The organism is Bradyrhizobium sp. T-12 (assembly GCF_058314695.1).
Genome location: NZ_CM177756.1, coordinates 4484228 through 4508046, shown reverse-complemented (window position 1 = coordinate 4508046; position 23819 = coordinate 4484228). Strand labels below are relative to the sequence as shown.

Below are 23819 nucleotides of genomic sequence, written 5' to 3'. Positions count from 1 at the left end.
GAAAACCGCAGCACAGTTTTCCGGATGATGCTCTAATCGGCCTCGGCGAGCTTGTGCAGCGTTGCGCCGAAAATCAGGCTGGCCTTGCCGACCAGTGCCGTGCCCGTCATCTCCGCACGGGTATCGGTATAGGTCCCGCTGACACCGATGCCGACCGGAGCGGGGCCGCCGAACAGCGGATTGTCGTCGCCCCGCGGCGAGGTGTGCCGTTGCACCAAGACCTCGCCTTTGAAGGTGGTGTCGTCCTTCACCACGTAGCTGCCGGTGTAATAGAGGTAGGCATCGCCGCCAAGAATCTTGCCGTCGCGAAAAAGAATCACGCCGCTGCCCTTGCCGACTCGACCATCGAGCAGGGTCACGTGAATCGAATAAAGGCCGTTCTTCATAACGTCCCGCAGTCGGCCGCCATCGCCCAATGGCGCAACCGGTCCGGCTTTTATGCCAAAGCGTGTCGCCTCGCGCAACGCGGCAGTTTGCCGGCCGGCCGCCGCCGCGAGCCGTATTTGTCCCGGCTTGTGCGTGACGCCCTCATGACGGCCTGATGATGGGGCGAGGCCGGTCGTTGCGAATCAGGTTTGGCCCGCGAAATGCATAACATTTGTTGCACTGGCCGCGGGGTGCTGGAGCAAGACGATGAGCAACTGGATCGATTCCGGCGGCGATGAGCCGCGTCTGTACAGTGCGCGTCCCACCAATTGCAAAAGCGAACGAGGGCGCTCCGGCAGCGCAACACGCTGGCGAAGCACGACAGCAAGGCTGGCTTGCGTTTTGGCCTTGATTGCGCTCGCCGCCCCCATCGGCCATGCGCGCAATCGCGGCCAGTTCGCCAATACCAATGCGGATTTGAAAGCCTGGTTCGACGGCCTGCGCAGCGGAAAGGGGCCGTGCTGCTCCGATGCCGACGGTTCGGCGCTCTCCGATACCGACTGGGACAGCAAGGACGGACACTATCGTGTCCGCCTCCCGCGCTATGCCTCCGGCCTCGAAGGGCAGCCGCAGGAGCTCGTCTGGGTCGACGTTCCCACGGAGGCCGTGATCTCCGAGCCGAACCGGGTGGGGCGCACCATGGTCTGGCCGATCTACGGCTATATGGGCGTCTCCATCCGCTGCTTCATGCCCGGCAGCATGACCTAGCCACGCCGCCGGCAACTCGTCGGGTCCGGCGCGCGGCGTCAGGTATATTTCTGGTCGCGCTCGAGCAGCTCGATGGAGATGCCTTCGGGGCCGCGGATGAAGCAGATGCGTACGCCGGGCCGGATCGTGGTCGGCTCGCGCGTGAAGGTGACGCCCTTGGCCTTGATCTCGGCCGCGACGGCATCGATGTCCTTCACCGTCAACCCGAAATGGTCGAGGCCCTGATGCGGGTGCGGAGGCGGCGGGTTGACCGCGCCGTCGCCCTCGAGCGGCGCGATGAAGATCCTGGCACCGCCAAGGTTCACGTCGATGCGTCCTGGCGCGCGTACGATCTCGCCACCGAGGATGTCCCGCAACCAGGCTGCGGTCGCCTCCGGATCGGGGCTGCGCAGATGGACGTGATCCCAAGTGACGACTGGCATTTCGATGCTCCCGATGGTCGTTCGCGATGTTGCAGCGCATGTTAGCGGCCGTGATCGGTGATCGCCACCGTCCTCGCCGATTCGCAACTGTGCGGGAACCTTAGGTCGTCTTCCCGATTTAAGTAAGCAGTGGCCTATTCCGTCGCTCGACGAGGTTCGGCCGCGATTGGTGATGCAACCATGAACGCCAGGTTCGATCGGATCGGATTGGGACGCTTTGCCGGGACCGGCGAGCGGCTGGCGCGGGCCGTCACGATCGCCAGCGTCTCATTTGGCCGCAGCCTGTTGTGGTTGCTGGCCGCCATCATCGTCGGCTGCGGCGTCTGGATGCTGCTGCCTCTGTCCAAAGGCAACAGCGCTGAGCAGGTGACGTCCGAGGTGGCCGCCGTCGAGACTGCGCCTTCGAGCGATCCTGCAGCGTCGGCATCCCCGGCGTTCGAAGCTCAGGTCCCGGCTCTGGCAGATCTTGGTCGTCTCAGGATCTCGTCCCAGACCTGGCGCCGCGGCGGTCTTGGCTCAAAAGCCCTGGTGACGTTCACGCTGCGAAACGACAATGACTATGCCGTAAAGGATGTCGAAATCGTCTGCGCCTTTGCGCGGCGGGATGGCAGCCATCTCACCGATCGCAATCGCGTGCTGGCAGATCAGGTCAGCATGAAGAGCCGCAAGACCTTTGCGCGGATTCCCGTCGGCTTCGTCAACGTGAATGCCGATCAGGCGAAATGCTCTCTGGTTGCGGCGCGCCGCGCGTAGAGGCGGCATGTTCCGGTAGCGGAAAAGTTACCCTCCGCGGCACTCCGCGACCCCTTGGCCAAAAAACCTCGCGTCGCCATTTGAACCGAACGGCTGGGCCAGGAACCAATTAAGAGATCGCCTGTTGAGGGCGGAGAGCCCACGCGGGGATGCGGGGGGGCGGAGCGCGGCCAATGCCCATCTTTCGATATTTCGTCTTTGTCGGTGGAGCTTTGCTCGCACTGCTGTTCGCAGCGAACTTCGCTCTGCCATCGCAGCCGGTCGCCCAGGCCGTCACCACGGTCAGCAATGATCAGCCGCTGATCCGGATCCGCTCCGACCGCCATCTGCCCGAGCGTGTCGTGCTCGACACCACCCAGCCCACGATCGTCCCGCCTGCAGTGAAGACCGCGGCCGTCGTCGCGCCTCAGCCCGCCGATATCGCCTCGGCGGCTGCGCTCGCCGAGATGTCGGCCAAGGCGCGGGTGCGCGAGACCTTCGCCCAGTTCACACCGGAACCGAAGGCCGACGCTGCCGCGGGGAAGAAGGACGCCAAGCGGCAGGTTCAGGCGCAAGCCCAGCCGCCGAAGCGCAAGACCGCCAGGGCGCATTCGGTGCCGCAACAGCAGGACCGGCCGATGATGGTGGCGCAGCGCCCGCAGTTCGGCTTCTTCGGCAACACCTGGTAGGAACGGCCGCGCCCCGCCTGGAAACAAGCGGGGAGGGCTTTTTATTGGTGAGCCTCTCTGCTAATTCCACCCCATCCGAACGCCCATCGGCGCGCTGGCTTGCCAGCCGTCCTGCGGTGTTTCTCGGTTCTGGTCAAACGAGGCCAGGGCGCTCGTAGCTCAGCTGGATAGAGCATCGGATTTCGATTCCGAGGGTCGGAGGTTCGAATCCTTCCGAGCGCGCCAGTCTTTCCCCGCGTTCCAGATCTGTTCCGAACCGGCGCTGGGCCGGGAGGGCCGCGTCAGTCAGCCCTGACGGAGATTGCCTTGCCGCCCGCGGGCGAGCGTGTCGGAGGGGGTCTCGTGGAACGTCGCGCGGTAGGCCGCGGCAAATTCACCGAGATGATGGAAGCCTTGGGCGCGCGCGCAGGTGGCGACGGTGGCGCCGCCACCCCTGAGAAGGCGGGCGCGGGTCGCCCACAGCCTCTTGAGGCGGATATACTGATGCAGGCTCATGCCCCGCACCTTGCTCACCGCGCCGCCGAGCGTCCGGATCGAGACGCCGAACTCGCCGGCGAGATCGGCGGTATAGATCGGTGCGGTCGGATGGGCCGCGACGTAATCGTCGATCCGCTGCACGAGCTTGATCGAACGCTCGCCCTGGAGCGAGGCAGCGCGATCCGGCGTCGAATTGTTCTGAAACAAATCGTCGAGCGCGAGCAGCAGGCCTTCCTGGAGATGGGCCGCCACCTCGGTGGTCCCAAACAGGAGAGGCTGCACTGAGGCGGTTCGCAGGATGTCGAGCAGGAGTTGCCGCGTGTGGAGCAGGGCAGGCCGGTTGGCACCATGGGCCCGCAAATCGTCGGCCCGATCGAACCAGCCCCGGTCCTTCAGCTCGGGAGAGAAGATGATCATTGCATAATGATTGGTTTGCGGCTCGACGAAATGGCATTCGTCGTTGCCGCAGAGCGTAACGAAGAAGCGCGCATCGAGGTCCAGGCCCTTGAGGTTGACCTGGAGGTCGTCGGTCATGGACAGGATCACCATCCCGCCCGGCACCCGATAGGCGGTGTCCAGGATGCGCGCGAACGATCTCATCATGATGATGCGGCACGCGGGCAGAGAGACGACGGCGCGGGCCGCCGCGAAGTTCGAGACGTCGAGCGGGATGCTTCTGGCATCCTCCATCGTCTCGACCGGCCGAAACGCATCGACATTGGCAAAGCCGATGAGCTGAAGCGCTGAGGATGGAACGAGGGCGTCGAACAACATGATCTGGCCGGCTGCTGAAATGTGACAATCAAATGAACGTCGATGCATCGCCATCAATGGCGAAACATCGCGTTCCAGTAAATCGAATTCCAGGCCGTAGTATTGCGGACATCATGCCATGATGCCTGTCTGATCAATGCCACCGTCAACGTTCTCGGCTCATCGGCTTTCCGGACGCGAGGTCGATGAAATGCAGCCGGGTGCAGGCGGGACAGGCAAAGGACGAAAAGCTCCGTCCCTCCTGGCTCTGCTGCTTCTCCAGATGCGTCTGCACGTTCATGCCCGTCTGCGGGCATCGAAAAACGATCAGCTCGACCATTCCCGTAGAATGACGGTGCGGGCGGTTTTCAGCTTTGATCTAGATCAGTTTTGGAATCGCTCCAGACGGGCGACGACCGTGCGAGACGTGATCTCGCAAAAGCGAAGGGGCCCCGAGGGCCCCTTCAGATGTTACCAGCGGCGATAGCCGCGATAGCCGTAATAACGTGGACCGTAATAGCGCGGCGCATAATACCGCGGGCCGTAATACGGCCGCGGACCGTAATACCCATAATAGTTCGGGCGCCACCAGCAGCGTCCCCAGGCATCGCAGACCATGCGGACCTGCTCGACGCCGGAGACCTGCGACGTCGCAGGCGCGGGCGCGATGGGCATGGCGGACGCCGCCGGCGACGCCGCCAGGGTACCCAACACGGCACCAGAGAGGGCTGCGGCAACGAGGCCGATCTTGAGAGTCATGATGTCTTCCTCCGCTTACTCAAGACAGGATATCGAAGTTGTTCTGATCAAATTGTGGCGGAGCCGAAATGTAATGCTGATGAACAGATCTTCAGCAATTCGCCCGGCGAGCCGGCGTAGGCCGCATCACCATGCCTAGACCTTGATCCTGCGCAATTCGCAACTCTGCCTCGGCTCATAGTGTTGTTGCGTGGCAGCAGCATGGTGCGTGCTGCCGGGCAAGGTGAACTGGATGCGAGTCATTCCAAATCTGTCGATCTCGCCGGAGAAAGTCTTCTTCGTCATCTCGAAATCGCGCCGGTCCGACGTCGAGGCGGCCGGAGGTGGCGTCATCCTGGAGTTCGGCGATGACGACATGAGCTATGGCCGCGGCGGGCGCGGCGACACCACCGACCGTGCGGAGCTCGCGGGCTTCATCCGCGATCTCAATGTCGACGAGCAGATCGACCTCGTGGCGCTGACCTGGCTTGGTCGCGGCGACGGCGATCTCTCCAATTGGCGCGAATTGCATACCCAGGCGGCGCAGGCCCACAACCACCGCACCGCTTCCTACCTGATCGGCACGCCAATGCTCGCCGATTACCTGGAGGAGGCGATGGCGCAGTTCGGCAAGTCCTTCGAGGAATTCGAAGAACATCTCTGATGCGGGACGGGGCGTCCGTAAGTTTCAAGGAGAGTTGCAATGGATAAAATGAGAATCGACAAGGGCGACTGGCTGGTGGTGTGCGACGGGCGCAAGGCGCTGATTCTGGAAAACCTCGGCGACGAGATGTTTCCGAACCTTCACACCAAGGAGGTGCACGAGCAGCCCAATCCCTCGACCAGTGCGCAGGGGACCGATGCGCCGGGGCGCCTGCATGCCGCGGCCGGCGGTGTCCGCAGCTCCGCCGAGCAGACCGATTGGCACGACGAGGCCGAGCGTACCTTCCTGCGAAACCTGGCCGGCCGGCTCGATGCCGCCGTCAGTTCCGGCGAGACCACGGCGCTGACCATGGTGGCCTCACCGCGCGCGCTCGGCATGATCCGCGCCGATTATTCGGACGTCGTGCGCAAGGCGATCCAGAATGAGGTCGGCAAGGATCTCGTCAAGCTGCCGGTCTACGAGATCGAGAAGCAATTGCTGCTGTCGGGCGCCGCCAAATAGGGGCGTCCTGACATTGGCCGGCGCCGGCGTCCCTCAGTAGCAGGGGTGCCGGCGGCGGTCCTGGCCGACATAGGCGGCCGCGCTCTGGTAGCAATGGTTGGTCGAGGGCCCGTCGTAAAAGGCGAATGTGCCGGGGGTGATGCCGGGGCCGTAATTGTGGATATAGCTGATCGGGTAGGGCAGCGGGTTGGCGTAGGCGCGGTAGTGCCGGTGATGGCCCCGCGCCTCGGCCAGGCCAGGGGCTAGAATGGCGGCCGACAGGGCAGCAATTGCGGCGACTAGCGTCAACTTGCTCATCTCGATTCTCCGGACCCGCACGAATAGATCAGTCATCTATAGCCATTTCAAACCGCCAGGGCACCCGTCCGGCCCCCCGAAATCGGGGCTGATCCCGCAGATTCCGGGGCCGGTGTGACAGAATTGCCGGGTATGGCGGTCAAGCCTGCCCATTTTTGGCCTTTTCGGGATGCTTAACGAATTCCCCACACAAGTATGACCAAAGACTATTCGGTTAAGAATCCTGTCGCCGGCCCTCGGGGCTCCTTCGAGGCCGGTACATTCCTGAAGGCTTTCGCCGTCACCTCGCCATGCGCATCACGCTCCTGAGCCTGCTGTTGCTCTGCCTCGCCGCCGCCACGCCGGCGCGGGCCGAGCTGCATATCACCCGCGACCACGGCGGCTATGTCGAGGAATACAAGGCCAAGTACAAGCGCGTCCGCGAGAAGGGCGAGCGCGTCATCATCGACGGCATCTGCAATTCGGCCTGCACGCTGGTGCTCGGTATCGTGCCGATGAACAAGATCTGCGTGACACCGCGCGCAAGCCTTGGCTTCCATCAGGCCTATTACGACAAGGCCTTCACCTTCGGCATCAAGGTGACCAGCTCCGAGGGGACGTCCGACCTGATGTCCTACTACCCCGACACGGTGAAGGACTGGATCCGTCGCAATGGCGGGCTCACCACCGACATGAAAAAGATCAAGAACGGCGTCGAGCTCTGGAAGATCATCGACCCCTGTCCGGAAGAGTGGTGAGCCGCTAGGCTGAGCCGCCACCGTCCGTCGCAGCGCAGCATCATCAGGACCAAATTCGCATTGCCGCATGGCCCCCGCTGGGGCAATGAGGGCGGCAATGAACCATAATCAAGAAGCCCTGACCGCCCGCGCCGCGCCGATCCTGTTCGTCCTGCTCTGGAGCACGGGCTTCATCGGCACCAAATACGTCGTCAACAACGCCGATCCCTTGACCTATCTCGCCATCCGCATGGCGATCGTGGTCGGCCTGATGGCGATCATCGCCGGCCTCGCACGGCCGAAATGGCCCGATCGCGCCGGCATTGCGCACAGCGCGGTCGCCGGCATCCTGGTCCATGGCTTTTATCTCGGCGGCACCGCGATCGCGATCGCGCATTCGATTCCCGCCGGGCTCTCCGCGCTGATCCCCGGCCTCCAACCGATCCTGACCTCGACGATTGCCAATCGCTGGCTCGGCGAGCGCGTGACGCCGGTGCAATGGGCCGGGCTCGTGCTCGGCCTCGGCGGCGTGGTGATGATCCTGCACAACCGTCCCATGACGGGGGAGGCCGGGCTGGGCTGGCTCGCCTCGGTGGTTTCGCTGATCAGCATCACACTCGGTACGCTCTATCAGCGCCGCTACTGCAACCAGATCGACTGGCGCGCCGGCAATCTGGTGCAATATGTCGCCGTCACCATCTTCTTCGCGATCGGGGCCTTCCTGTTCGAAGACCGCGTGGTGCACTGGACGCAGGAGTTCGTGCTCGCGCTCGCCTGGCTCGCGGTGGCGCTCTCGATCGGATCGATCGGGCTGCTCTATTGGCTGATCCGCCACGCGGCGGCGACCTCGGTCGCTAGCCTGTTCTATCTGGTGCCTGCCGTGACGGCGCTGATGGCCTACACGCTGTTCGGCGAGAAGCTCGATGCGCTGGCGATCGCCGGCATGGCGATGTGCGCCGCTGCGGTGTTCGTGGTCAACCGGCGCGTCTAGCGCGGTGAGGACAGGTCTCCGGACGCGCTCGCATCCGGAGACCCGGTCAGAGCGCCGCGATCAGCGCTTGCCCTTCTTGGCCTTCTTCTTTGTCTTTGGAGCTTTCTTGGCGGTCTTTTTGGCGGCCTTCTTTGCGGTGTTCTTGGCCGCCTTCTTCGCAGATTTCTTGGTGGCCTTTTTGGCGGCCTTCTTCGAACTCTTCTTCGGGGCCTTCTTGGCCTTCTTCTTGGAAGCCTTCTTCGGCGCTACTTTCTTCGCGACCTTCTTGGCGGCTTTCCTGACCTTCTTGACGGCGGTGACCGCCGCTTCCTTGGTCGCTTCCACGGCTGTGGTGATCGTCTCCATCGCCTGTTCGGTGATCGGCTTGTCGTCGTCCATGTCGTCCCCCACGGTTGTATGGAGCGATGACGATAGCGCGTTTCATATTTGTGTCAAAGCAACGCTCAACCTTTGCGGATCTTTGCGTAGGCGGCGAGCGCACGTTCGCGTCCTCTCGCGTGATCGATGATCGGGTGCGGATAGGTCTTGCCGAGCGGGATGCCTGCGCTCGCAAGCTCGATCGGCGTGGCCTGCCAAGGCTGATGGATCAGCTTGGCCGGCATCTCTTGCAGCTCCGGCACCCAGCGCCGGACATAGGTTCCATCCGGATCGAACTTCTCGCCCTGCAGCTGCGGATTGAATACGCGGAAATAGGGCGCGGCGTCGGCGCCGCAGCCAGCGACCCATTGCCAATTGGCGGGATTGCTGCCGGCATCCGCATCGACCAGCGTGTCCCAGAACCAGGCTTCGCCCTCGCGCCAGTCGATCAGGAGGTGCTTGACCAGGAAGGACGCCACCACCATCCGCACCCGGTTGTGCATCACCCCGGTGTGCCAGAGCTCGCGCAGGCCGGCATCGACGATCGGATAGCCGGTGCGGCCGCGCTGCCAGGCGGCGAGCGCCTTGGCGTCGCGTTTCCAGGGGAAGCCGTCGAAATTCGTCTGCAGGTTTTCGCTGGCGAGGTCGGGATGGTCGTGGAGGAGGTGGCGGCAGAACTCGCGCCAACCGAGCTCGCTCAGGAACTTTTCAATGCCGGGGCCGAGTGCCGGATCTTCGTCCGCGGCGAACTGCGCGGCATGCCAGACCTGGCGCGGGCTGAGCTCGCCGAACCTCAAATGCGGCGACAGGCCGGAGGTGCCTTCGCGATCCGGTCGATCGCGGTCGCCGACATAGCCGCGCACGGTATGCCCAAGGAAGTCGCGCAGGCGCGCCCGGGCGGACGCTTCGCCCGGTGTCCATGTCTCGCGCAGGCCGCCCGCCCAATCCGGCTTGGCCGGCTCGAGCTTCCAGCTCTCCAGCCTGTCGCTCGCAACCATCGCAGGCGGGCGAAGCTCCTTCGGTGCCGGCAAGGGCTTGGGTGGATCGCCGAGCGATAGCACGCGTCGCCAGAACGGCGTGAACACGCGCAAGCCGCGGCCCTCCTTGGTGCGGATGGCCGAGGGCGGGACGAGGAGATCGCCAGGGAAGCTCTGCGAGTCCACGCCGAGCCTTGCCAGTGCCGCCTCGAGCTGGCGCTCGACGGCCTGATGCGGCGCCTGCGCGATCCCATTCCAGTAGACGGAGCGGGCCCCGGTTTCGCGGACCAATTCCGGGATCATCCTGGCCGCCGGTCCCCGGCGCAGCACCAGCGATCCGCCGCGCGCAGCGATCGCTGCGCCGAGCGCCCGCAGCGACTGCGCCAGCCACCAGCGCGTTGCTCCGCCGGGTGGGCGCGCGACGCTGTCGTCGAGGACATAAAGGCAGACCACCGGCGCACCTGATGTCGCGGCGGCGTGCAGGGCGGGATGGTCGGACAAGCGAAGATCGTCGCGAAACCAGACGATGATGGGCGGCACGCTGGGCGGGGTCAGGAGTGTCCTCGTTTACGATTTGGAAGGCATGCCGGCCCCCGGCGGTATGAACCGTCGTTAATGGGACCGTAAGGGCGTTGCACGAATATGCAGGAATTACGGGGGTAATTCCATTCATGTCCAACGTTTTGACCGGGAAGTTGTTGCCGCAGTTCAAGCTCGGCACCAAGGCGGTTCTGTGCGCCGTGCTGCTGATCGCCGTGAACACGGCACTCGTGGTCGGCGCCGGCTATTGGTCGCTGACCTCCGCCTTCAACGATCGCGCATTGCGCGACATCGAGGTCAATCTGCGCACGCTGGCGCTGGCCTTCACCGAGATCGTTCCGGCCGCCAAGATCACGATGCGCGATGGCGCGGTGGTGCGTGCCGAAATCCCCGCGATGCCCAGCTTTACGGACCACGCCATCGTCGATCGCGCGGTGTCCTATGTCGGCGGCAATGCGACCCTGTTCGTGTACGATGATGCCAGCGGGCAGTTCGTCCGCCGCTCCACCAACGTGAAAAAGGAAAATGGCGACCGCGCCGTCGGCACCCAGCTGGCCGCCGACCATCCGGGGCAGGCGCCGCTGCGCCGGGGCGAGGCCTATAAGGGGCCGGCGACGCTGTTCGGCAAGACATTCATGACCGCCTATTTCCCGATCGCGGACGGGGCCGGCAAGGTCGTCGGCATTCTCTATGTCGGCATCCCCATGATCCAGTACGAAAGCATGCTGGCCCACGCCATCGAGAGCATGGCCGTGGCCGCCGGCCTTGCCGCGCTTCTGGTGCTGGTCCTGACCATGCTGGTCGTCCGCCGCGTCACCCGGCCGCTCACCTCGGTCACGCGCTCGCTCACGGCGCTTGCCAACGGCCAGAGCGACGTCGCGATCGAATGCGAGGATCGCGCCGACGAGATCGGCGAGATCGCCCGCACCGTCGCGGTGTTCAAGAGCAATTCGCTGGAGCGCGCGCGCATGCGTAGCGAGCAGGCGGCGGCCTCGGCCGCGGCGGTCGAGCAGCGCAAATCCGACCTGCGCAACTTCGTCGAGGAGTTCCGCGGCAGCGTCGGCGGCATCCTCGACAAGGTGCTGACCTCCTCCAGCGAATTCGAGCGCGCGGCGCGTCAGCTGACCGACGTCGCCCGCTCCACCGCCGATCTTTCGGCGCAGTCCGCCGGGGCTTCCGAAAATGCTTCCGAACACGTGCGTTCGGCCGCATCGGCCTCGGACGAGCTGTCTCAATCGATCTCCGAGATCGCCCGGCGCGTGCAGGAATCCAACCAGATTTCGGCCGAGGCGGTGCAACAGGCCGAGGCGACCGACCAGCGCATCGCGCAGCTGTCGGAGGCCGGCGCGCGGATCGGCGACGTCGTCAAGCTGATCACCTCGATCGCCGAGCAGACCAATCTGCTGGCGTTGAACGCCACCATCGAGGCCGCGCGCGCGGGCGATGCCGGCCGCGGCTTCGCGGTGGTGGCTCAGGAGGTCAAGACGCTGGCTGGCCAGACCGCCAAGGCGACTGACGAGATCTCGAACCAGATCGCCAGCATGCAGCTCGCGACCGAGGAATCGGTCGCCGCCATCAAGGCGATCAGCCAGACCATCGAGCGCATCAGCGGGATTGCCGGCTCGATCTCGGCTGCGGTCGAGCAGCAGAAAAGCGCAACCCACAACATCGCGGCGAGCGTTCGCGCGGCGGTCTCAGGCACGGCCGATGTCGCCGTCAACGTCCGCCATGCGGCCAAGGGCGCCAGCGAGACCGGCGAGACGTCGAGCCGGATGTTCGCCTCGGCCCAGGCGCTATCGGGCGAAAGCCTGCATCTGAAGGCAGAGGTCGACGGTTTCCTCGACCGCGTGCGGGCGGCGTAAGCCAGCGTTGTCATCCCGGGGCGGTGCGAAGCACCGAACTCTGGTGCGCAATTGCGCACCAGAGCATCCTGAGATTCCGGGCTCGGTCCTTCGGACCGCCCCGGAATGACTGTCGACTATTTCGGCTGCGGCACGATGCGGATGTAGGGCTTCGGCTCCTTCCAGCCCTGCGGATAGATCGTCTTGGCCTCGTCGTTGGAGACCGAGCCCGCGATGATGACGTCGTCACCCTGCGACCAGTCGGCCGGGGTGGCGACGCGATGCTTGGCGGTGAGCTGGAGCGAGTCGACGACGCGCAGGATTTCCTGGAAGTTCCGGCCCGTGGTCATCGGATAGACCAGCACCAGCTTGATCTTCTTGTCCGGCCCGATGATGAAGACGTTGCGGACGGTCTGGTTGTCGGCGGCAGTGCGGGTGAGGGGATCGCCCGAGATGGCGGCCGGCAGCATGCCGTAGAGCTTCGAGACGTTGTAATCGGTGTCGCCGATCATCGGAAAGTTCGGAGCTGCGCCCTGCGTCTCCTTGATGTCTTCCGACCATTTGGCATGGCGGTCGACCGGATCAACCGACAGGCCCATCAGCTTGACGCCGCGCTTGTCGAACTCCGGCTTCAGCTTGGCGAGGGCCCCGAGCTCGGTCGTGCAAACCGGCGTGAAGTCCTTGGGGTGCGAGAACAACAGCGCCCAGCTGTTGCCGATCCAGTCGTGGAACTTGATCTTCCCTTCGGTGGTCTCGGCTTCGAAGTCGGGTGCGGTGGCGCCGATCGGAAGTGTCATGATCTTACCTCATCGTATTGAATTAACTGGCGAATTCTCGCGGGTCGTCCTGCTCATTATAAGGGCCTTGCAGTGCCAAGTGAACGGCAACTGAACCCGCTCAAGTAAAATGTGAATTCCTTGCCTGAAGGCCCGATTTTCTAGCAACTTATTGTTACAGCGGCACCTGCGGCGAAACATCCCCACCCGGGGTCACACGGTCTCGCTCGCCCCGATTATGCCTTTTATGACTTCCATCACGCTCGCCCGGCGCGTCCTAGAACCAAAACGGTCCTGACAGCGACCAATTGGCAACCATCTAGAAAAGTCGCGATCCCCGTATCGAATCGTTAACCACCCCTTTACGCCGGCATGAAAATGCTGGCCGATCAGAAGAAGTCTGGAAGTGAACTATGTCTGCCGCTGCGCCTAAATCTGTCGAGTCGCCGTCTCTCGAACCGTCCTGCCGCGATACCGCGGCCCACGCACTCTCCATCGTGCGCGACGGCGTGATCACCGGCGAAGGCCCGACCACCAAGGGAAGGGTGCATTTCTCCCGTTCGCTGGATGCCGATGACACCGCTTGGTGCACGCGGATCCTGACCGCGACCGCCGTCAACGATCAGCCGGTCAGCTGCGCCGAGGCCGAGATCCTGTTCGAGATCAACGAGGCCGCGACCGAGCGCACCGATGCCGGCCGGTTCGACGATTTGCTCGCCAAGGCCGTCGCCCATTATGCCGCAAGCGCATCGGGCCTGAAGGTGCCGCCGCGCAGCGTCGCGCTGGCGGCCGACACCGAGATCGAGAGCTGGGCGCCGTCCTATGCCTCCAAGGTCAACAGCGAGATGCTGGAGTGGATCGCCGCCCAGATGCGCGGCAAGCGCCACAACAACCGTCGCCTCATGGCGATGGTGGCGACGTTCCTCGGCGCCACCGCGCTGCCTCTGGCCGGCCAATTGCCGAACGTGTTCGACATCGGGATGTAACGTCTCAGCGTCTCTGACGAGATCGAACGGCGGGGTTATTTCCCCGCCGTTTTTTGTTTGCCGGCGTCCGGCTCGAGGCCGAGCGTGCGGCCCGGGAAGCCGGCGGCGTCGAAATAGTGCTGGCTGCCGACGCGCTGGAAGTTCAGGACGGTGGTCAGGCCGCCCTCGGCCGGCTTGGACTTCAGCGTGCCCGCATAGGCCTTCGGCACGGGGCCGTTGGGCATGGCTTCCGACATCACGCGGCCGACCAGCTCTCCCTTCTGCGTCGCCCGCAGGCCCATCAGCCGGGCGGCCGTCATGCCGACATCCGCATTGCTGACCGGCAGCTCGTCGACGAAGCCGGCTTTGAAATCCGGACCGATCGCGGCCATGAAGTTCATGGTGTCGCCGCGGCTGAAACTGCCATGCATGCCCTGGCCCTGGCGCAGCACGGTGTCGGCGACCTGCACCGAGCAATTGGTCGGCGCCTCGCCACAATCGCTGGCATAGGAGCGGAAGTTGACGACGATCGACGGGGTCGGCGTTGCGGCCTTGCCGCGCAGATTGAGGCTCGACAGCGGCAGCGTGCCGGGGAAGCGGCCGAGCGAATCGTCGACGAACAGGCCGGAGACGTAGTCCTGCGCGAGCAGCGCCTTGATGGTCTTCTCCGCCAGCTTCTTGTCCTTGTTCGGGAGATAGACGAGGTCGGAGCCGCCATTGGTGGCGACGACGAGATCGGGCTTCTCCGGATCCTTGCCGAGCACGCCGTTGCCGGCCTTGGGATGCTTGTTGCCCTCGATCTTCGCGTTCTTGTCGTTGGGGTCGAACAGCGGCAGGTCGAGCGCCTTGGCGAGATCGAGCGCCAGGAAGCCCATCGGTAGGAAGTCTGCCGGCGTGTCGTCATAGCTGACCTTGGCCGAGGGGCTGGTCTTGCTTTCCTTGGAGATGGTGGAGAAGCCGTGGTCGGCCGACACGATGATGTTGGTCGAGGCGGTGAGCCCGAGCTCGTCGAGCGCCTTGCGGAGCTGGGCGAGGTTGGTGTCGGCGTTCTTGATGCCGGCCAACGAGGTCGGACCGTTGATGCCGGGCTTGATCTGGTTGAGGCTGTCGCCGGTGTTGTGCTGGCTGCCGTCGGGATCGCGCGACCAGAACACCAGCACGAATGGCTTGTTGCGCGCCTTGAACATCGGCAGCACCACCTTGGCGGCGACGTCGGCGAAATAGGCCTGCTGCGCGACGTTGGCGGACGTGGTGCCGGGCGTCTTGGCATCGCCCGCCTTGGCATTGTCGCCACGCGGCGGCGTGGTGGTGGGCAGGCCCGCCTTGGTGAGGGCGTCCTTCACCTCGTCGGACAGCGCCACTCCGTTCTTGCCGCCGGTGGCGTCGTCGAACACGATCGAATGCAGGCCGGGCTTTTCGGGCTTGTCGGTGTGGTCGAACTGATAGGTCGGACCATGCTTGCCCAGCGCGGCGGTGCTGTAGCCCTTGTCGCGCGCCAGCTTCAGGAGGGTGTCCTCGTTGAGGTAGTTGCCGCTAAAATGCTCGTCGATATCGCCGAGCACGGCGTCGTTCTCGATGAAGGGGACGACCGTATTGCCTGCCGGAACGGAGGTGTAATTGGTCCAGATCGTGTTGGAGAACACGCCGGTGTCGCCGAGATAATGGCCGGTCGACATCGCCGAGCCGTTGGCCATGGTGAAGGTCGGGAACAGCGAGTGCGAATTCTTGAAATTGACGCCCTTGTCGCGGACCTCGGCCATGGCGGGCGCCGTGTCGGGATTGACCTTCAGCGCGCGCAGGCCGTCCGGAATGAACAGGATCAGATTGCGGGGCGTGTTGTTCTGGGCGGAGGCAAATCCGGTGGACAAGATTGTCAATCCAGCGGACAGCAACAGCAGTGAACGGCGCATCAAATCTCTCCCTGCGGTGAGGCGGCACGGCCGCAACCCGCGGCCCCGGCTTCGTTTAGTTTCGCTGCATGACGGTTGTGTTACAAGAGCTGAGAGCCATGCAAGAGGGCTGGGGAGGGGGCTTGGTCTCGTGTCTCGGACGCGCTGCAACGCCCTTCGCGCTGCTGCGCAGAGCCGGGACCCAGCAGGCTGCACGGCCCGCTACAACATGGGCCCCGGCTCGGCAGCGCACCGCTGAACCGGACGATGCTTCGCATCGCCGGGGAAGCGCTGCGCTGTGTTTGGGGTACGAGAGCGGTGTTTAGCGCATCACTGCTTCAACTTCGTCATTGCGAGCGCAGGAAGCAATCCAGAATTCCTCCGCGGAAAGACTCTGAATTGCTTCCGCCTTCACCTAGGCTTCGGCGGGCAAATCGCTGCGCTCGCAATGACGGAGCAAGAAGCACCGCCGGACTTTGTGCAGCGGCCTAAGCGGGCTTTGGCGCCTGCGGATGGCGGTCGGGTCTGGCGAGATCGCGGCGTAGCGACAACGGGGCCGCGTGCAGGGCAAACGCGATCGCGATCTGCGTCCTGTTCTGAAGCCGGTATTTGCGCATGATGTTGCCGATATGCGCCCGCACCGTGTTCTCGGAGATCTTGAGCTCGTAGGCGATGTTCTTGTTCTGCAGCCCTCGCGCGATCAACATCATCAGCTCGCGCTCGCGCGGCGTCGGTGCTATCGAATCCTTCGGATCCGGGCTCATGATGGGCTCCTCCCTGGGCTACGCGCTGAATGGTCCGCTTCCAGCATCTTCTCACTCCGTTTTGAGCGCCTCGATGGGGCTGAGCTTGGATGCCTTGTGGGCGGGATAGAAACCGAAGATGAGGCCGGTGGCGATCGAGAACACGAGGGCAAGGCCGATCGCCTGACCGTCGATCGAGGTGACCCATCCCGCCATGCGGGCGACCGTCATCGAGAGCGTGACGCCGCCGGCAACCCCGATGGCTCCGCCGAGCAGGCAGAGCACGAGTGCCTCGCACAGGAACTGCAGACGGATGTCCCGCATCCGCCCGCCCAGCGCACGGCGGATTCCGATCTCCCGCGTGCGCTCGGTGACCGACACGATCATGACATTCATGATGCTGATGCCGCCGACGAGCAACGAGACCGAGGCGATGGCGACGAGCAGCAGCGCGACAGTGCGGATCGCGCCCTGCTGCGCCTCCATCGCGGCGGCCGGATCCTGGACCTTGAAATCGTCCTCCTGGCCGGCGGGGATACGGTGGCGCTGCCGCAGCAAATTCTCGATCTCCGCTCGCGCGCCCGCCATCTGTCCGTCACCGGCGACTTTGGCGATGATGTACGCGACCGAATCCCTGTTGATGTTGCTGGCACTGCCGAGGAAACGCAGCTTGGCGGTGGCGAGCGGCACGAAGGCGACGTCGTCCTGCGCGGGGCCCTTGCGGTCGAGAACGCCGACCACCTCGAGCGGCACCTTCATGATCCGGATCTGCGCGCCGATCGGGTCGTCGCCGTCCGCGAACAGCTCGCGTGCGACCGTGCTTCCGAGGATCACGACCTTGCCGGCGCCGGCCTCTTCGGAACCGGAAAAATAGCGACCGCTCGCGAGCTGCCAGTCGCGGACCATGAAATGCCCCGTCGTGGTGCCGTTGATGGTCGTATTCCAGTTCTTGCCCTCGTGGATGACCTGCGCCGTTCCGGCGAGCGAGCCGGCGGCGGCCTGGATTTCCGGAATCTGTTCGAGGATGGCCTGCACGTCGCCCTCAGTCATCGTCAGCTTGCTGCCGTCCTTGAGACGCACGCCGCCTTGGTAGACCGCACCGGGGGTGATCATCAGCACGTTGGCCCCGATCGAGCGGATCTGCTCCTGCAGACGCAGCTGCGCGCCGGCCCCGATCGCGAACACCGTCACGATGGAGGCGACGCCGATCACGATGCCGAGCATGGTGAGGAAGCTGCGCAGCGGATTGAGCCGCAAGGCGTGCAGTGCGATTTGAAAGGCCTGGAGCATCGTCATGACAGAGCGCTCCGTTTCGGCAGGATCGGAGCCAGCGTTTCGTCGCTGACAAGCTCGCCATCATGCAGGCGAATGGTGCGGCGGCACTGCGTCGCGATGCCCGGATCATGCGTGATCATCACGATGGTCTGGCCGCTCCGGTTGAGCGCGGCGAACAAGGCCAGGATCTCGGCGCCGGTGCGGCTGTCGAGCGCGCCGGTCGGCTCGTCCGCGAGCACGATCAGCGGGGAGGCGATCAGCGCGCGCGCAATCGCGACGCGCTGCTGCTCGCCGCCCGAGAGCTGCCGCGGGAAATGATGGGCCCGGTGCAGCATGCCGACGGCCTGAAGGCTCGCTTCCGCGCGCGCCAGGCGTTCCCTGCGGTTGATGCCGCAATAGACCAGTGGCAGCGCGACGTTCTCGAGCGCGTTGTGGCGGGCCAGGAGATTGTAGGACTGGAACACGAAGCCGATGCTGCGCGCTCGCAAGGACGACCGGCGATCTTCCGACAGACCGGCGACGTCGGCGCCCTCGAGATAGACGGCGCCCTCGTTCGGCAGGTCGAGCAGCCCGATCATGTTCATCAGTGTCGATTTGCCGGAGCCGGACGGCCCCATCACGGCCGCGATCTCGCCTTGCGCGATGTCGAAGCTGACATTGCGCACCGCAGTCACCGCGATCCCGTCGGTGCGGTAGGTCCTGCTGACCGACCGGAGGCTGATAAGGGGCGGGGAAGAGGTCATGATCCGAACCTGATGCCGAGAAATTCGAAGCCCGCTGGACGGATCGCCTGGCCGATCGCGACCTGACTGCCCTCGTCGAGGTCTCCGCCCTTGAGTGCGACTTGCTCGGTGCCGGCCGCGCCGACCGTCACGGCAATACGCTGGAGCGCGCCGCTTGCGGTGCGCACCCACACGCCGCTGTGCGTGCCGGCCGGATCGGGCCGTGTGCCGGAGGGCTGGAAGCGCAGCGCCGCAAGCGGCACCTTCAAAACATCGTCCTGCCGTTCGATCACGATCTTCACCAAAGCGGTCATCCCGGGCAGCAGCGCGCCGTCGAGATTGGAGGTCGCAAGAACGACGGTGTAGGTGACGACGTGCTGCTGGGTCTGCGGGGCCTTGCGGACCTGTCGCACCACCGCCTCGAAGCGGCGGTCGGGGTAGGCGTCCACGGTGAAATGCGCGCGCTGGCCGGGGGCGATGCGGCCGATATCGGCCTCGTCGACCTGTGCATGGATCTCCATGTCTTCCAGGCGGTGGGCCACCACGAAGGTGGTGCGCGATTCCAACCCAACCGCGAGGGTCTGGCCCTCGTTGACGAACCGGCCGACGACGACGCCGTCGATCGGCGAGCGGATCACGGTGCGGTCGAGATCGGCCTGCGCCGCGGCGAGCACCGCCGCCTTCTCCGGCACGGCCATTCGCGCCTGTTGCAGCTCCGCCTCGATGCGGCGGACATCGGCCTGCGCACCTTCCACCGAATAGGAGTTGAGGGACATCAGGACCTCGGCCTCGCGCTCCTGGGCGAGGCGCGCGGTGAACTCCGTCTGCGCGTCGTCAACCGCCGTCGTCGCCACCACGTTTTGCGACTGCAGCGCCAGCTTGCGCTGCAGGGTCTTCTGCGCCGAGCTCTTCACCGCCTGGGCGCTCTCGAGCTTGGCGGCGAGCACGTCCCGGCTGCCTCTGGCGTTTTGCAGGTCGATTTTGGCGCGATCGAGCTTGGCCCTGGCGATGTCGACCAGGGAATTGGCGACGGCGAGCGAAGCCTTGGCTTCGTCGACCTTGGCGGCAAAGCTGCGCGGATCGATCAAGGCGAGCGGCTGATCCCTGGCGACGGTGTCGTTGAAATCGACATAGACCCGGGCGAGCTGCCCGGACAATTGGGAACCCACCTCGATCGTCTTGACGGGCTGCAGGGCGCCCGTGACGGTGACGGTCTGCTCGATGCTGCCGCGCTGGATCGACGCGTAGCGGAATACGGGCGAATCGGGCCCGAATGACGCGGCATTGCGTCCGGCAGGCACGAGCAGGCGTCGGGTCGATTCCAGCGCGTGCGAGGCCTTGTCCGCAGCGCTCCCGGCCGCGCCGATGACGGCGGGCCCTGCGGCATAGACCGCGGCGAGGCTGCAGGCAGTTCCAAGCAAGGCAATGATTGGTACAAATCGCATATCAAAAACCCGCCTCTCGAATAATGGCTGGCGGCACGAACAAAAGATCGCGCTATGGTTGTAAATCCCCCAAAGCGATATCGATCGTCAGTATGTCGCCGCTGATGGGGCGACGGTCGGGTGCGGCTGATGATCCAGACGTAAAATCGTAAGCCGCGAATTTTCGTGATTTGCTGCGGATGCATACGAAGCGTATCGATATGAGGCGCGCGGTATCGAACTCGACAAGCTGACTGAACGTCCCGTTTGCTCTGGCCGAAGCGGCCGGTGCAGGGCGTTCAAGCCGGCCCATGAGTGGCGATGCATGACGCAACTGGCGATACCACGACGCAGGAACGTCGCATTATCGAGATCAGCCCGCCTCGATGCCGGCGGCGGCGAGGTCGAATCACTTCAATCACGAAGCCCGATATGTGAACGCCTTCACTCGTCTCAGGCGCGAGTTGGCTCTAAGAGGTCGAACCGGCGGAGCGATGCGCCTCGTTCGATCGCTGCGATTTTATCCAAGCACCTTGATCACGCTTGCAAGAAGAATGGACGGCTCGGTTTTTTCATCGAGCCGCAAGCCGGGGAGCCCGTTGCTCATGAATTCAGGTCAAGCCACAGTTTATGTCGTTGACGACGAAATTCAGATTCGAACTGCGATCGGAAATCTCTGCGAGGAGACCGGACACCAGGTGAAGCTGTTCGCCACGACGGAGGCGTTTCTCGCGGAGAGCATTTCGCCCGGTCCTTCGTGCCTCGTGCTCGACGTCCGCTTTCCCGGCACGTCGCCGACCGGACTCGAACTGCAGCGCCGCCTCGCCGAGACGGGCGTGCCGATTCCGATCGTCTTCATCAGCGGCCATTCCGACGTCCGCGTCTCGGTCGAGGCCATGAAGCGCGGCGCGGTCGAGTTTCTGCCGAAACCTTTTCGCGAGCAGGAGATCCTCGACGCGATCAGGCATGGCATCGAGCGCGATCGCAGGCGCCTCGAGCGCGAGGACGTCGTGCGCGAAGCGCGCCAGCGCGTCGAGACGCTGACGGCGCGAGAGCGCGAGATCATGCTGCTGATGGCCGAGGGGCTCATCGCCAAGCAGATCGCCGCGCGGCTCGGCGTGAGCGAGGTGACGGCGAAAGTGCATCGCGCCAGGATGATGCGAAAGCTGGAGCTGCGTACGCCGATCGAGGTGGTGCGGCTGATCGACAGCATGGGGCGTGAAGCGGAGACGCCGCGCGCCGGCGCGGGATAGCGCGGCTCGCGCGCTGTCACGTGCCGCATTTCATCGCAGGCGTCTAGTCCGTACCGATTAGCATGAATGGCAGTCTGTCGCGCAGGCCGCGATCGGTTCAAAGTATCCCTACGATGTCGGCCTCTTCCAAGACGGCATCCGTACTCAAGTCAGACAACTTGTCCAGAAAGGGATATTCCATGCGCAAATTGTTTTTTGCTTCCGTTGCATTGTTCGCCTTGTCCTCCGCGGCGCAGGCCGCCAACACCTCGACCACGGTGCAGGTCGGCGTCGTGAACGGCTCGTCCGTCACGCAGAACGGCCTCACCAACGACAGCTCGTCGACCAGCCAGCTCGGCATCGTGAATACTGCGTCCACGATGCAGGGCACCGGTTCGGCCTCGCTCAACAACGCGAGCACGGTGAACCAGATCGGCGTGCAGAACTCGGCGACCACCGGCCAGGTGGCGTTCGGCAACAACGGCAGCGCGATCACCCAGAACTCGTTCGGGCCGCCCGCGCTGCAGAACAACGCCGCCGCCGTCGGCCAGCTCAGCGTGTTCGGCGTCAACGGCAGCACCGTCTCGCAGACGGCGCACTGAACCACGCAACCGTTCGGCCGGACGCATCCAGTTGCGGTGCGTCCGCGCCAATCTCGAATACACCGGTACCGGCCGGCCGATCGATTGCGACGGCTCGCTCATTCTCGCGGAGGAATTGACATGCGGATCACCTATTTCATTGCAACTTTTGCGGCGTTCGCCACGCTGACGGCCGCCGATGCACAGGCCGGCAACACGGCCAGCGTGCTGCAATTCGGAAACACCAACACGTCGTTCATTTCGCAGAGTGGCGGCACCAGCAACAGCGCCACGACGCTGCAGTTCGGCGCCACCAACACCGCGATCACCTTGCAGACGGGCTCGCTCCTGACCGTCAACAATTCGGTGATCGGGCAGGGCGGCACCACCCCGACTGCGACCAACACCGCGCTGGCCGGCCAGGTCGGTGGCAGCAATTCGAGCCTGATCGGCCAGATCGGCGCCAACAACACGGCCGGCGTCGGTCAGCTCGGAATCCTGAACGGCTCGACGATCATCCAGCAGGCTCCGTGAGCGGATCTGAAGTGCGAGGCATGTCATGAAACATCATTTGGGATGCGCGGGCGCAGTCCTGCTCGCTCTGGGCCCGGTCGGCGCGGGGCCAGCCCGCGCCCAGACCGCTGACATCAAGACCATCGTCTCGGTCGGCGGTCCGCCCGTCGTGCTGAACCAGAACAGTCAGCTCAACCTGGCGGGCGTGTTCATGATCGGCGGCAGCACCAGCGCGACCGTGACCCAGAACGGCACGAACAATGCCACGGGCGTCCTGCAATTCGGCGGGACCAATTCCGCATCGGTCGGGCAGGCGGGCGCGAACAATCTCGCCTTCGTCGGTCAGACCGGCCAGTCGGCGAGCAGCCTGATATCGCAGCTCGGCACGATGAATGCGGGCACGGTGGCGCAGTTCGGCGCGGTCAACACTTCCACCGTCGTCCAGACCGGCCCCTAAAACGCGCGCGAACTCATCGGCGTCGGCAAGCAACGGGGGAAGACGATGCGAGGCAGCCAGATCTTGAGGCACACTTTGGCGCTGGCGGTGTTGCTCACCGCCGTCGGCACGGCGACGCAGGCGAGCGCCGGGTCGGTGCAGCACAGCGTGACGAAAGGGAAGGTGAGCATTGAAACTGTCGTACAGTTCGGCGACAATGTTCAGCCTGTCACGATCGAGGAGAACAGCCCGATCAATATCGCGCGGGTGATCCAGATCGGCGGGACCGGGACGGTGGACGCGACCATCATCCAGAACGGCACGCGCAACTATGCCAATGTGATCCAAATGGGCGGCACCACCAATGCCGTCATCGGTCAATCCGGGGTGAGCAACACCGCCGAGATCACCCAGATCGGCAATTCCACCAACACGCTTCTGCTTCAGATCGGCGACATGAACTCAGGAGCCGTGAGGCAGTTCGGGCGTTTCAACTGGCTGGCGATCTTTCAGTTCAGCCGATGATGGAGGTGTGACATGAGGTTGCTCCTGCTCGCATCCGGAATAGGACTCATGGGCGTGGTTGCGATGGCGCCGGCTGAAGCCGGCGATGGTCACACCACGACGGTCCAGGACGAGAACGGCACGTCGGTGATCACACAGAGCGGTGATCCCGCGCAGGCCGAGGTTCGCATCGAGAAGGAACCCGGGCGCACGACGGTCTATCGCCGCAGCGGTGGCAACACCGCCATCGTGACGCAAAGCACCGGACAAGGCACCGGCAACGCGCAGGACATGCTCGACTGGCTGCGCAAGCAGCAGGGCCGGTGACGCACGAAGGCCCACCGTCCGCTCTGGACGGTGGGCCTCGCCGCGCGCGGATCTTACCAGCGATAGCCGCCGGTCAGCGTGCCGTTGTTGTTGCCGTCAGGGCCGACGTCACCCTGCGTCGAGCTCGGCGTCGGATGGTTGGTGCCGTTGATTGCACCATAGGGGCCCGCGACATCAGGATAGTAGGCGCGCGGCTGAACCGGCTCGTAGGCGGGGGCGCTGCGGTCCCAGCCCATGCGCGATCCGTTCCAGTCGTAGCCCTGCGCCGAGGCGGCCGCGGTGCCGGCGACGAGCGATGCCGTGATCAGGCAGAGGAGTTTCGACTTGTTCTGCATTGGAGATGCTCCTTGCTTGTGTCGGGAGCCAACGGTTGCACTGCGGGAGCGTTCCGGAACCGGTCCGGCGAGAGCGATCAACTCCGATCAACTGGTTATGAATCGCCTGTCCCGGAACGAAACGACAGAGGCGGCAATCCCGGGCGCTCTTGCCGCACCGGCTCCCCGGTTAATCGCGTGCCTTAACCAAATATTAATTATACGTTTGCGGCTGGGCGACGGCCCGGCCTAGCGTAGCTGCGGGGAGCCGCCGAAGCCAAACGAGTTG

30 protein-coding genes and 1 tRNA gene are annotated in these 23819 nt (G+C 64.5%); 16 read left to right on the top strand and 15 right to left on the bottom strand.

Annotated elements, in window-relative coordinates:
- Window positions 1-32: 32 nt before the first annotated feature.
- The gene (locus AC0WRY_RS21390; RefSeq protein ID WP_174719379.1) at window positions 33-386 is read right to left on the bottom strand and encodes a GrlR family regulatory protein; all 354 of its coding nucleotides are present in this window, start codon (window positions 384-386) and stop codon (window positions 33-35) included.
- Window positions 387-633: 247 nt separating this feature from the next.
- Between AC0WRY_RS21390 and AC0WRY_RS21385 the strand changes: the two genes are divergently transcribed.
- Window positions 634-1134, top strand: a complete 501-nt coding sequence (locus tag AC0WRY_RS21385) for a hypothetical protein (RefSeq protein ID WP_194402745.1) — start codon at window positions 634-636, stop codon at window positions 1132-1134.
- Window positions 1135-1172: 38 nt separating this feature from the next.
- Here AC0WRY_RS21385 and AC0WRY_RS21380 read toward each other — a convergent pair whose 3' ends face one another.
- Window positions 1173-1556, bottom strand: a complete 384-nt coding sequence (locus AC0WRY_RS21380) for a VOC family protein (RefSeq protein WP_194402744.1) — start codon at window positions 1554-1556, stop codon at window positions 1173-1175.
- Window positions 1557-1736: 180 nt separating this feature from the next.
- Between AC0WRY_RS21380 and AC0WRY_RS21375 the strand changes: the two genes are divergently transcribed.
- The 3 genes from AC0WRY_RS21375 (at window position 1737) to AC0WRY_RS21365 (ending at window position 3202) form a co-directional block, all read left to right on the top strand.
- Window positions 1737-2309, top strand: coding sequence for a hypothetical protein (locus AC0WRY_RS21375; protein WP_194402743.1), 573 nt, complete (start codon window positions 1737-1739; stop codon window positions 2307-2309).
- 173 nt (window positions 2310-2482) lie between these two features.
- Window positions 2483-2977, top strand: a complete 495-nt coding sequence (locus tag AC0WRY_RS21370) for a hypothetical protein (protein ID WP_194402742.1) — start codon at window positions 2483-2485, stop codon at window positions 2975-2977.
- A 148-nt stretch (window positions 2978-3125) separates the two neighbouring features.
- Window positions 3126-3202: transfer RNA gene (locus tag AC0WRY_RS21365), tRNA-Arg, on the top strand.
- A 60-nt stretch (window positions 3203-3262) separates the two neighbouring features.
- Here AC0WRY_RS21365 and AC0WRY_RS21360 read toward each other — a convergent pair.
- From AC0WRY_RS21360 to AC0WRY_RS21350, 3 genes are all read right to left on the bottom strand, one after another.
- A complete protein-coding gene (locus AC0WRY_RS21360; protein WP_194402741.1) occupies window positions 3263-4228 on the bottom strand; it encodes an AraC family transcriptional regulator in 966 nt (321 codons plus the stop codon).
- Window positions 4229-4373: 145 nt separating this feature from the next.
- A complete protein-coding gene (locus tag AC0WRY_RS21355) occupies window positions 4374-4508 on the bottom strand; it encodes a hypothetical protein (protein WP_256438969.1) in 135 nt (44 codons plus the stop codon).
- A gap of 170 nt (window positions 4509-4678) precedes the next feature.
- Window positions 4679-4966, bottom strand: coding sequence for a hypothetical protein (locus AC0WRY_RS21350; protein ID WP_194402740.1), 288 nt, complete (start codon window positions 4964-4966; stop codon window positions 4679-4681).
- Between the two features lie 232 nt (window positions 4967-5198).
- On the opposite strand from AC0WRY_RS21350, the gene AC0WRY_RS21345 reads away from it, so the two are divergent.
- Together AC0WRY_RS21345 and AC0WRY_RS21340 are read left to right on the top strand one after the other, a co-directional pair.
- A complete protein-coding gene (locus AC0WRY_RS21345; RefSeq protein ID WP_194402739.1) occupies window positions 5199-5609 on the top strand; it encodes a DUF3775 domain-containing protein in 411 nt (136 codons plus the stop codon).
- A gap of 39 nt (window positions 5610-5648) precedes the next feature.
- Window positions 5649-6110, top strand: a complete 462-nt coding sequence (locus AC0WRY_RS21340; RefSeq protein WP_194402738.1) for a host attachment protein — start codon at window positions 5649-5651, stop codon at window positions 6108-6110.
- Between the two features lie 33 nt (window positions 6111-6143).
- Here the strand turns inward: AC0WRY_RS21340 and AC0WRY_RS21335 are convergent, their stop codons facing one another.
- Window positions 6144-6407 (bottom strand): hypothetical protein, encoded by a 264-nt coding sequence (locus AC0WRY_RS21335; protein WP_194402737.1) that lies wholly within the window; start codon window positions 6405-6407, stop codon window positions 6144-6146.
- Window positions 6408-6697: 290 nt separating this feature from the next.
- Here AC0WRY_RS21335 and AC0WRY_RS21330 point away from each other — a divergent pair, with 290 nt between their 5' ends.
- The gene (locus tag AC0WRY_RS21330; protein WP_011088070.1) at window positions 6698-7144 is read left to right on the top strand and encodes a hypothetical protein; all 447 of its coding nucleotides are present in this window, start codon (window positions 6698-6700) and stop codon (window positions 7142-7144) included.
- 97 nt (window positions 7145-7241) lie between these two features.
- Complete coding sequence (locus AC0WRY_RS21325) at window positions 7242-8114, top strand: DMT family transporter (RefSeq protein ID WP_194402736.1); 873 nt, start codon at window positions 7242-7244, stop codon at window positions 8112-8114.
- A 60-nt stretch (window positions 8115-8174) separates the two neighbouring features.
- Here the strand turns inward: AC0WRY_RS21325 and AC0WRY_RS21320 are convergent, their stop codons facing one another.
- On the bottom strand, window positions 8175-8492 hold the full coding sequence (locus AC0WRY_RS21320; protein ID WP_194402735.1) for a histone: 318 nt from the start codon (window positions 8490-8492) through the stop codon (window positions 8175-8177).
- Window positions 8493-8557: 65 nt separating this feature from the next.
- The gene (locus tag AC0WRY_RS21315; protein ID WP_246776287.1) at window positions 8558-9949 is read right to left on the bottom strand and encodes a cryptochrome/photolyase family protein; all 1392 of its coding nucleotides are present in this window, start codon (window positions 9947-9949) and stop codon (window positions 8558-8560) included.
- Between the two features lie 170 nt (window positions 9950-10119).
- On the opposite strand from AC0WRY_RS21315, the gene AC0WRY_RS21310 reads away from it, so the two are divergent.
- The gene (locus AC0WRY_RS21310) at window positions 10120-11850 is read left to right on the top strand and encodes a methyl-accepting chemotaxis protein (RefSeq protein ID WP_194402734.1); all 1731 of its coding nucleotides are present in this window, start codon (window positions 10120-10122) and stop codon (window positions 11848-11850) included.
- A 116-nt stretch (window positions 11851-11966) separates the two neighbouring features.
- Here the strand turns inward: AC0WRY_RS21310 and AC0WRY_RS21305 are convergent, their stop codons facing one another.
- Complete coding sequence (locus AC0WRY_RS21305) at window positions 11967-12626, bottom strand: peroxiredoxin (RefSeq protein WP_194402733.1); 660 nt, start codon at window positions 12624-12626, stop codon at window positions 11967-11969.
- Between the two features lie 392 nt (window positions 12627-13018).
- Between AC0WRY_RS21305 and AC0WRY_RS21300 the strand changes: the two genes are divergently transcribed.
- Complete coding sequence (locus AC0WRY_RS21300) at window positions 13019-13591, top strand: hypothetical protein (protein WP_194402732.1); 573 nt, start codon at window positions 13019-13021, stop codon at window positions 13589-13591.
- A gap of 35 nt (window positions 13592-13626) precedes the next feature.
- Here AC0WRY_RS21300 and AC0WRY_RS21295 read toward each other — a convergent pair whose 3' ends face one another.
- The 5 genes from AC0WRY_RS21295 to AC0WRY_RS21275 form a co-directional block, all read right to left on the bottom strand.
- Window positions 13627-15480, bottom strand: coding sequence for an alkaline phosphatase family protein (locus AC0WRY_RS21295; protein ID WP_194402731.1), 1854 nt, complete (start codon window positions 15478-15480; stop codon window positions 13627-13629).
- A 467-nt stretch (window positions 15481-15947) separates the two neighbouring features.
- Entirely contained in the window at window positions 15948-16223 is a 276-nt protein-coding gene (locus AC0WRY_RS21290) for a response regulator transcription factor (protein WP_194402730.1), read from the bottom strand.
- Window positions 16224-16274: 51 nt separating this feature from the next.
- A complete protein-coding gene (locus AC0WRY_RS21285) occupies window positions 16275-17498 on the bottom strand; it encodes an ABC transporter permease (RefSeq protein WP_194402729.1) in 1224 nt (407 codons plus the stop codon).
- Window positions 17495-18220, bottom strand: a complete 726-nt coding sequence (locus AC0WRY_RS21280) for an ABC transporter ATP-binding protein (RefSeq protein WP_194402728.1) — start codon at window positions 18218-18220, stop codon at window positions 17495-17497. The genes AC0WRY_RS21285 and AC0WRY_RS21280 overlap by 4 nt, the downstream gene beginning before the upstream one ends.
- Window positions 18217-19644: an efflux RND transporter periplasmic adaptor subunit gene (locus AC0WRY_RS21275; protein ID WP_194402727.1), complete on the bottom strand. Its 1428-nt coding sequence runs from the start codon at window positions 19642-19644 to the stop codon at window positions 18217-18219. Before AC0WRY_RS21275 ends, AC0WRY_RS21280 begins: the two co-directional genes overlap by 4 nt.
- A gap of 584 nt (window positions 19645-20228) precedes the next feature.
- Here AC0WRY_RS21275 and AC0WRY_RS21270 point away from each other — a divergent pair.
- From AC0WRY_RS21270 to AC0WRY_RS21245, 6 genes are all read left to right on the top strand, one after another.
- Window positions 20229-20876 carry a response regulator transcription factor gene (locus tag AC0WRY_RS21270; protein ID WP_194402726.1) on the top strand — a complete coding sequence of 216 codons (648 nt, stop codon included), beginning with the start codon at window positions 20229-20231 and terminating at the stop codon, window positions 20874-20876.
- A 179-nt stretch (window positions 20877-21055) separates the two neighbouring features.
- Window positions 21056-21457 carry a curlin subunit CsgB gene (locus AC0WRY_RS21265; RefSeq protein WP_194402725.1) on the top strand — a complete coding sequence of 134 codons (402 nt, stop codon included), beginning with the start codon at window positions 21056-21058 and terminating at the stop codon, window positions 21455-21457.
- A gap of 120 nt (window positions 21458-21577) precedes the next feature.
- Window positions 21578-21970: a curlin gene (locus AC0WRY_RS21260; RefSeq protein ID WP_194402724.1), complete on the top strand. Its 393-nt coding sequence runs from the start codon at window positions 21578-21580 to the stop codon at window positions 21968-21970.
- A 25-nt stretch (window positions 21971-21995) separates the two neighbouring features.
- Window positions 21996-22406: a curlin gene (locus AC0WRY_RS21255; protein ID WP_194402723.1), complete on the top strand. Its 411-nt coding sequence runs from the start codon at window positions 21996-21998 to the stop codon at window positions 22404-22406.
- Between the two features lie 45 nt (window positions 22407-22451).
- Complete coding sequence (locus AC0WRY_RS21250) at window positions 22452-22910, top strand: curlin (protein ID WP_194402722.1); 459 nt, start codon at window positions 22452-22454, stop codon at window positions 22908-22910.
- 12 nt (window positions 22911-22922) lie between these two features.
- Window positions 22923-23216, top strand: coding sequence for a hypothetical protein (locus tag AC0WRY_RS21245; RefSeq protein WP_194402721.1), 294 nt, complete (start codon window positions 22923-22925; stop codon window positions 23214-23216).
- A 53-nt stretch (window positions 23217-23269) separates the two neighbouring features.
- Here AC0WRY_RS21245 and AC0WRY_RS21240 read toward each other — a convergent pair whose 3' ends face one another.
- Entirely contained in the window at window positions 23270-23551 is a 282-nt protein-coding gene (locus AC0WRY_RS21240) for a hypothetical protein (protein ID WP_194402720.1), read from the bottom strand.
- Between the last annotated feature and the right edge of the window lie 268 nt (window positions 23552-23819).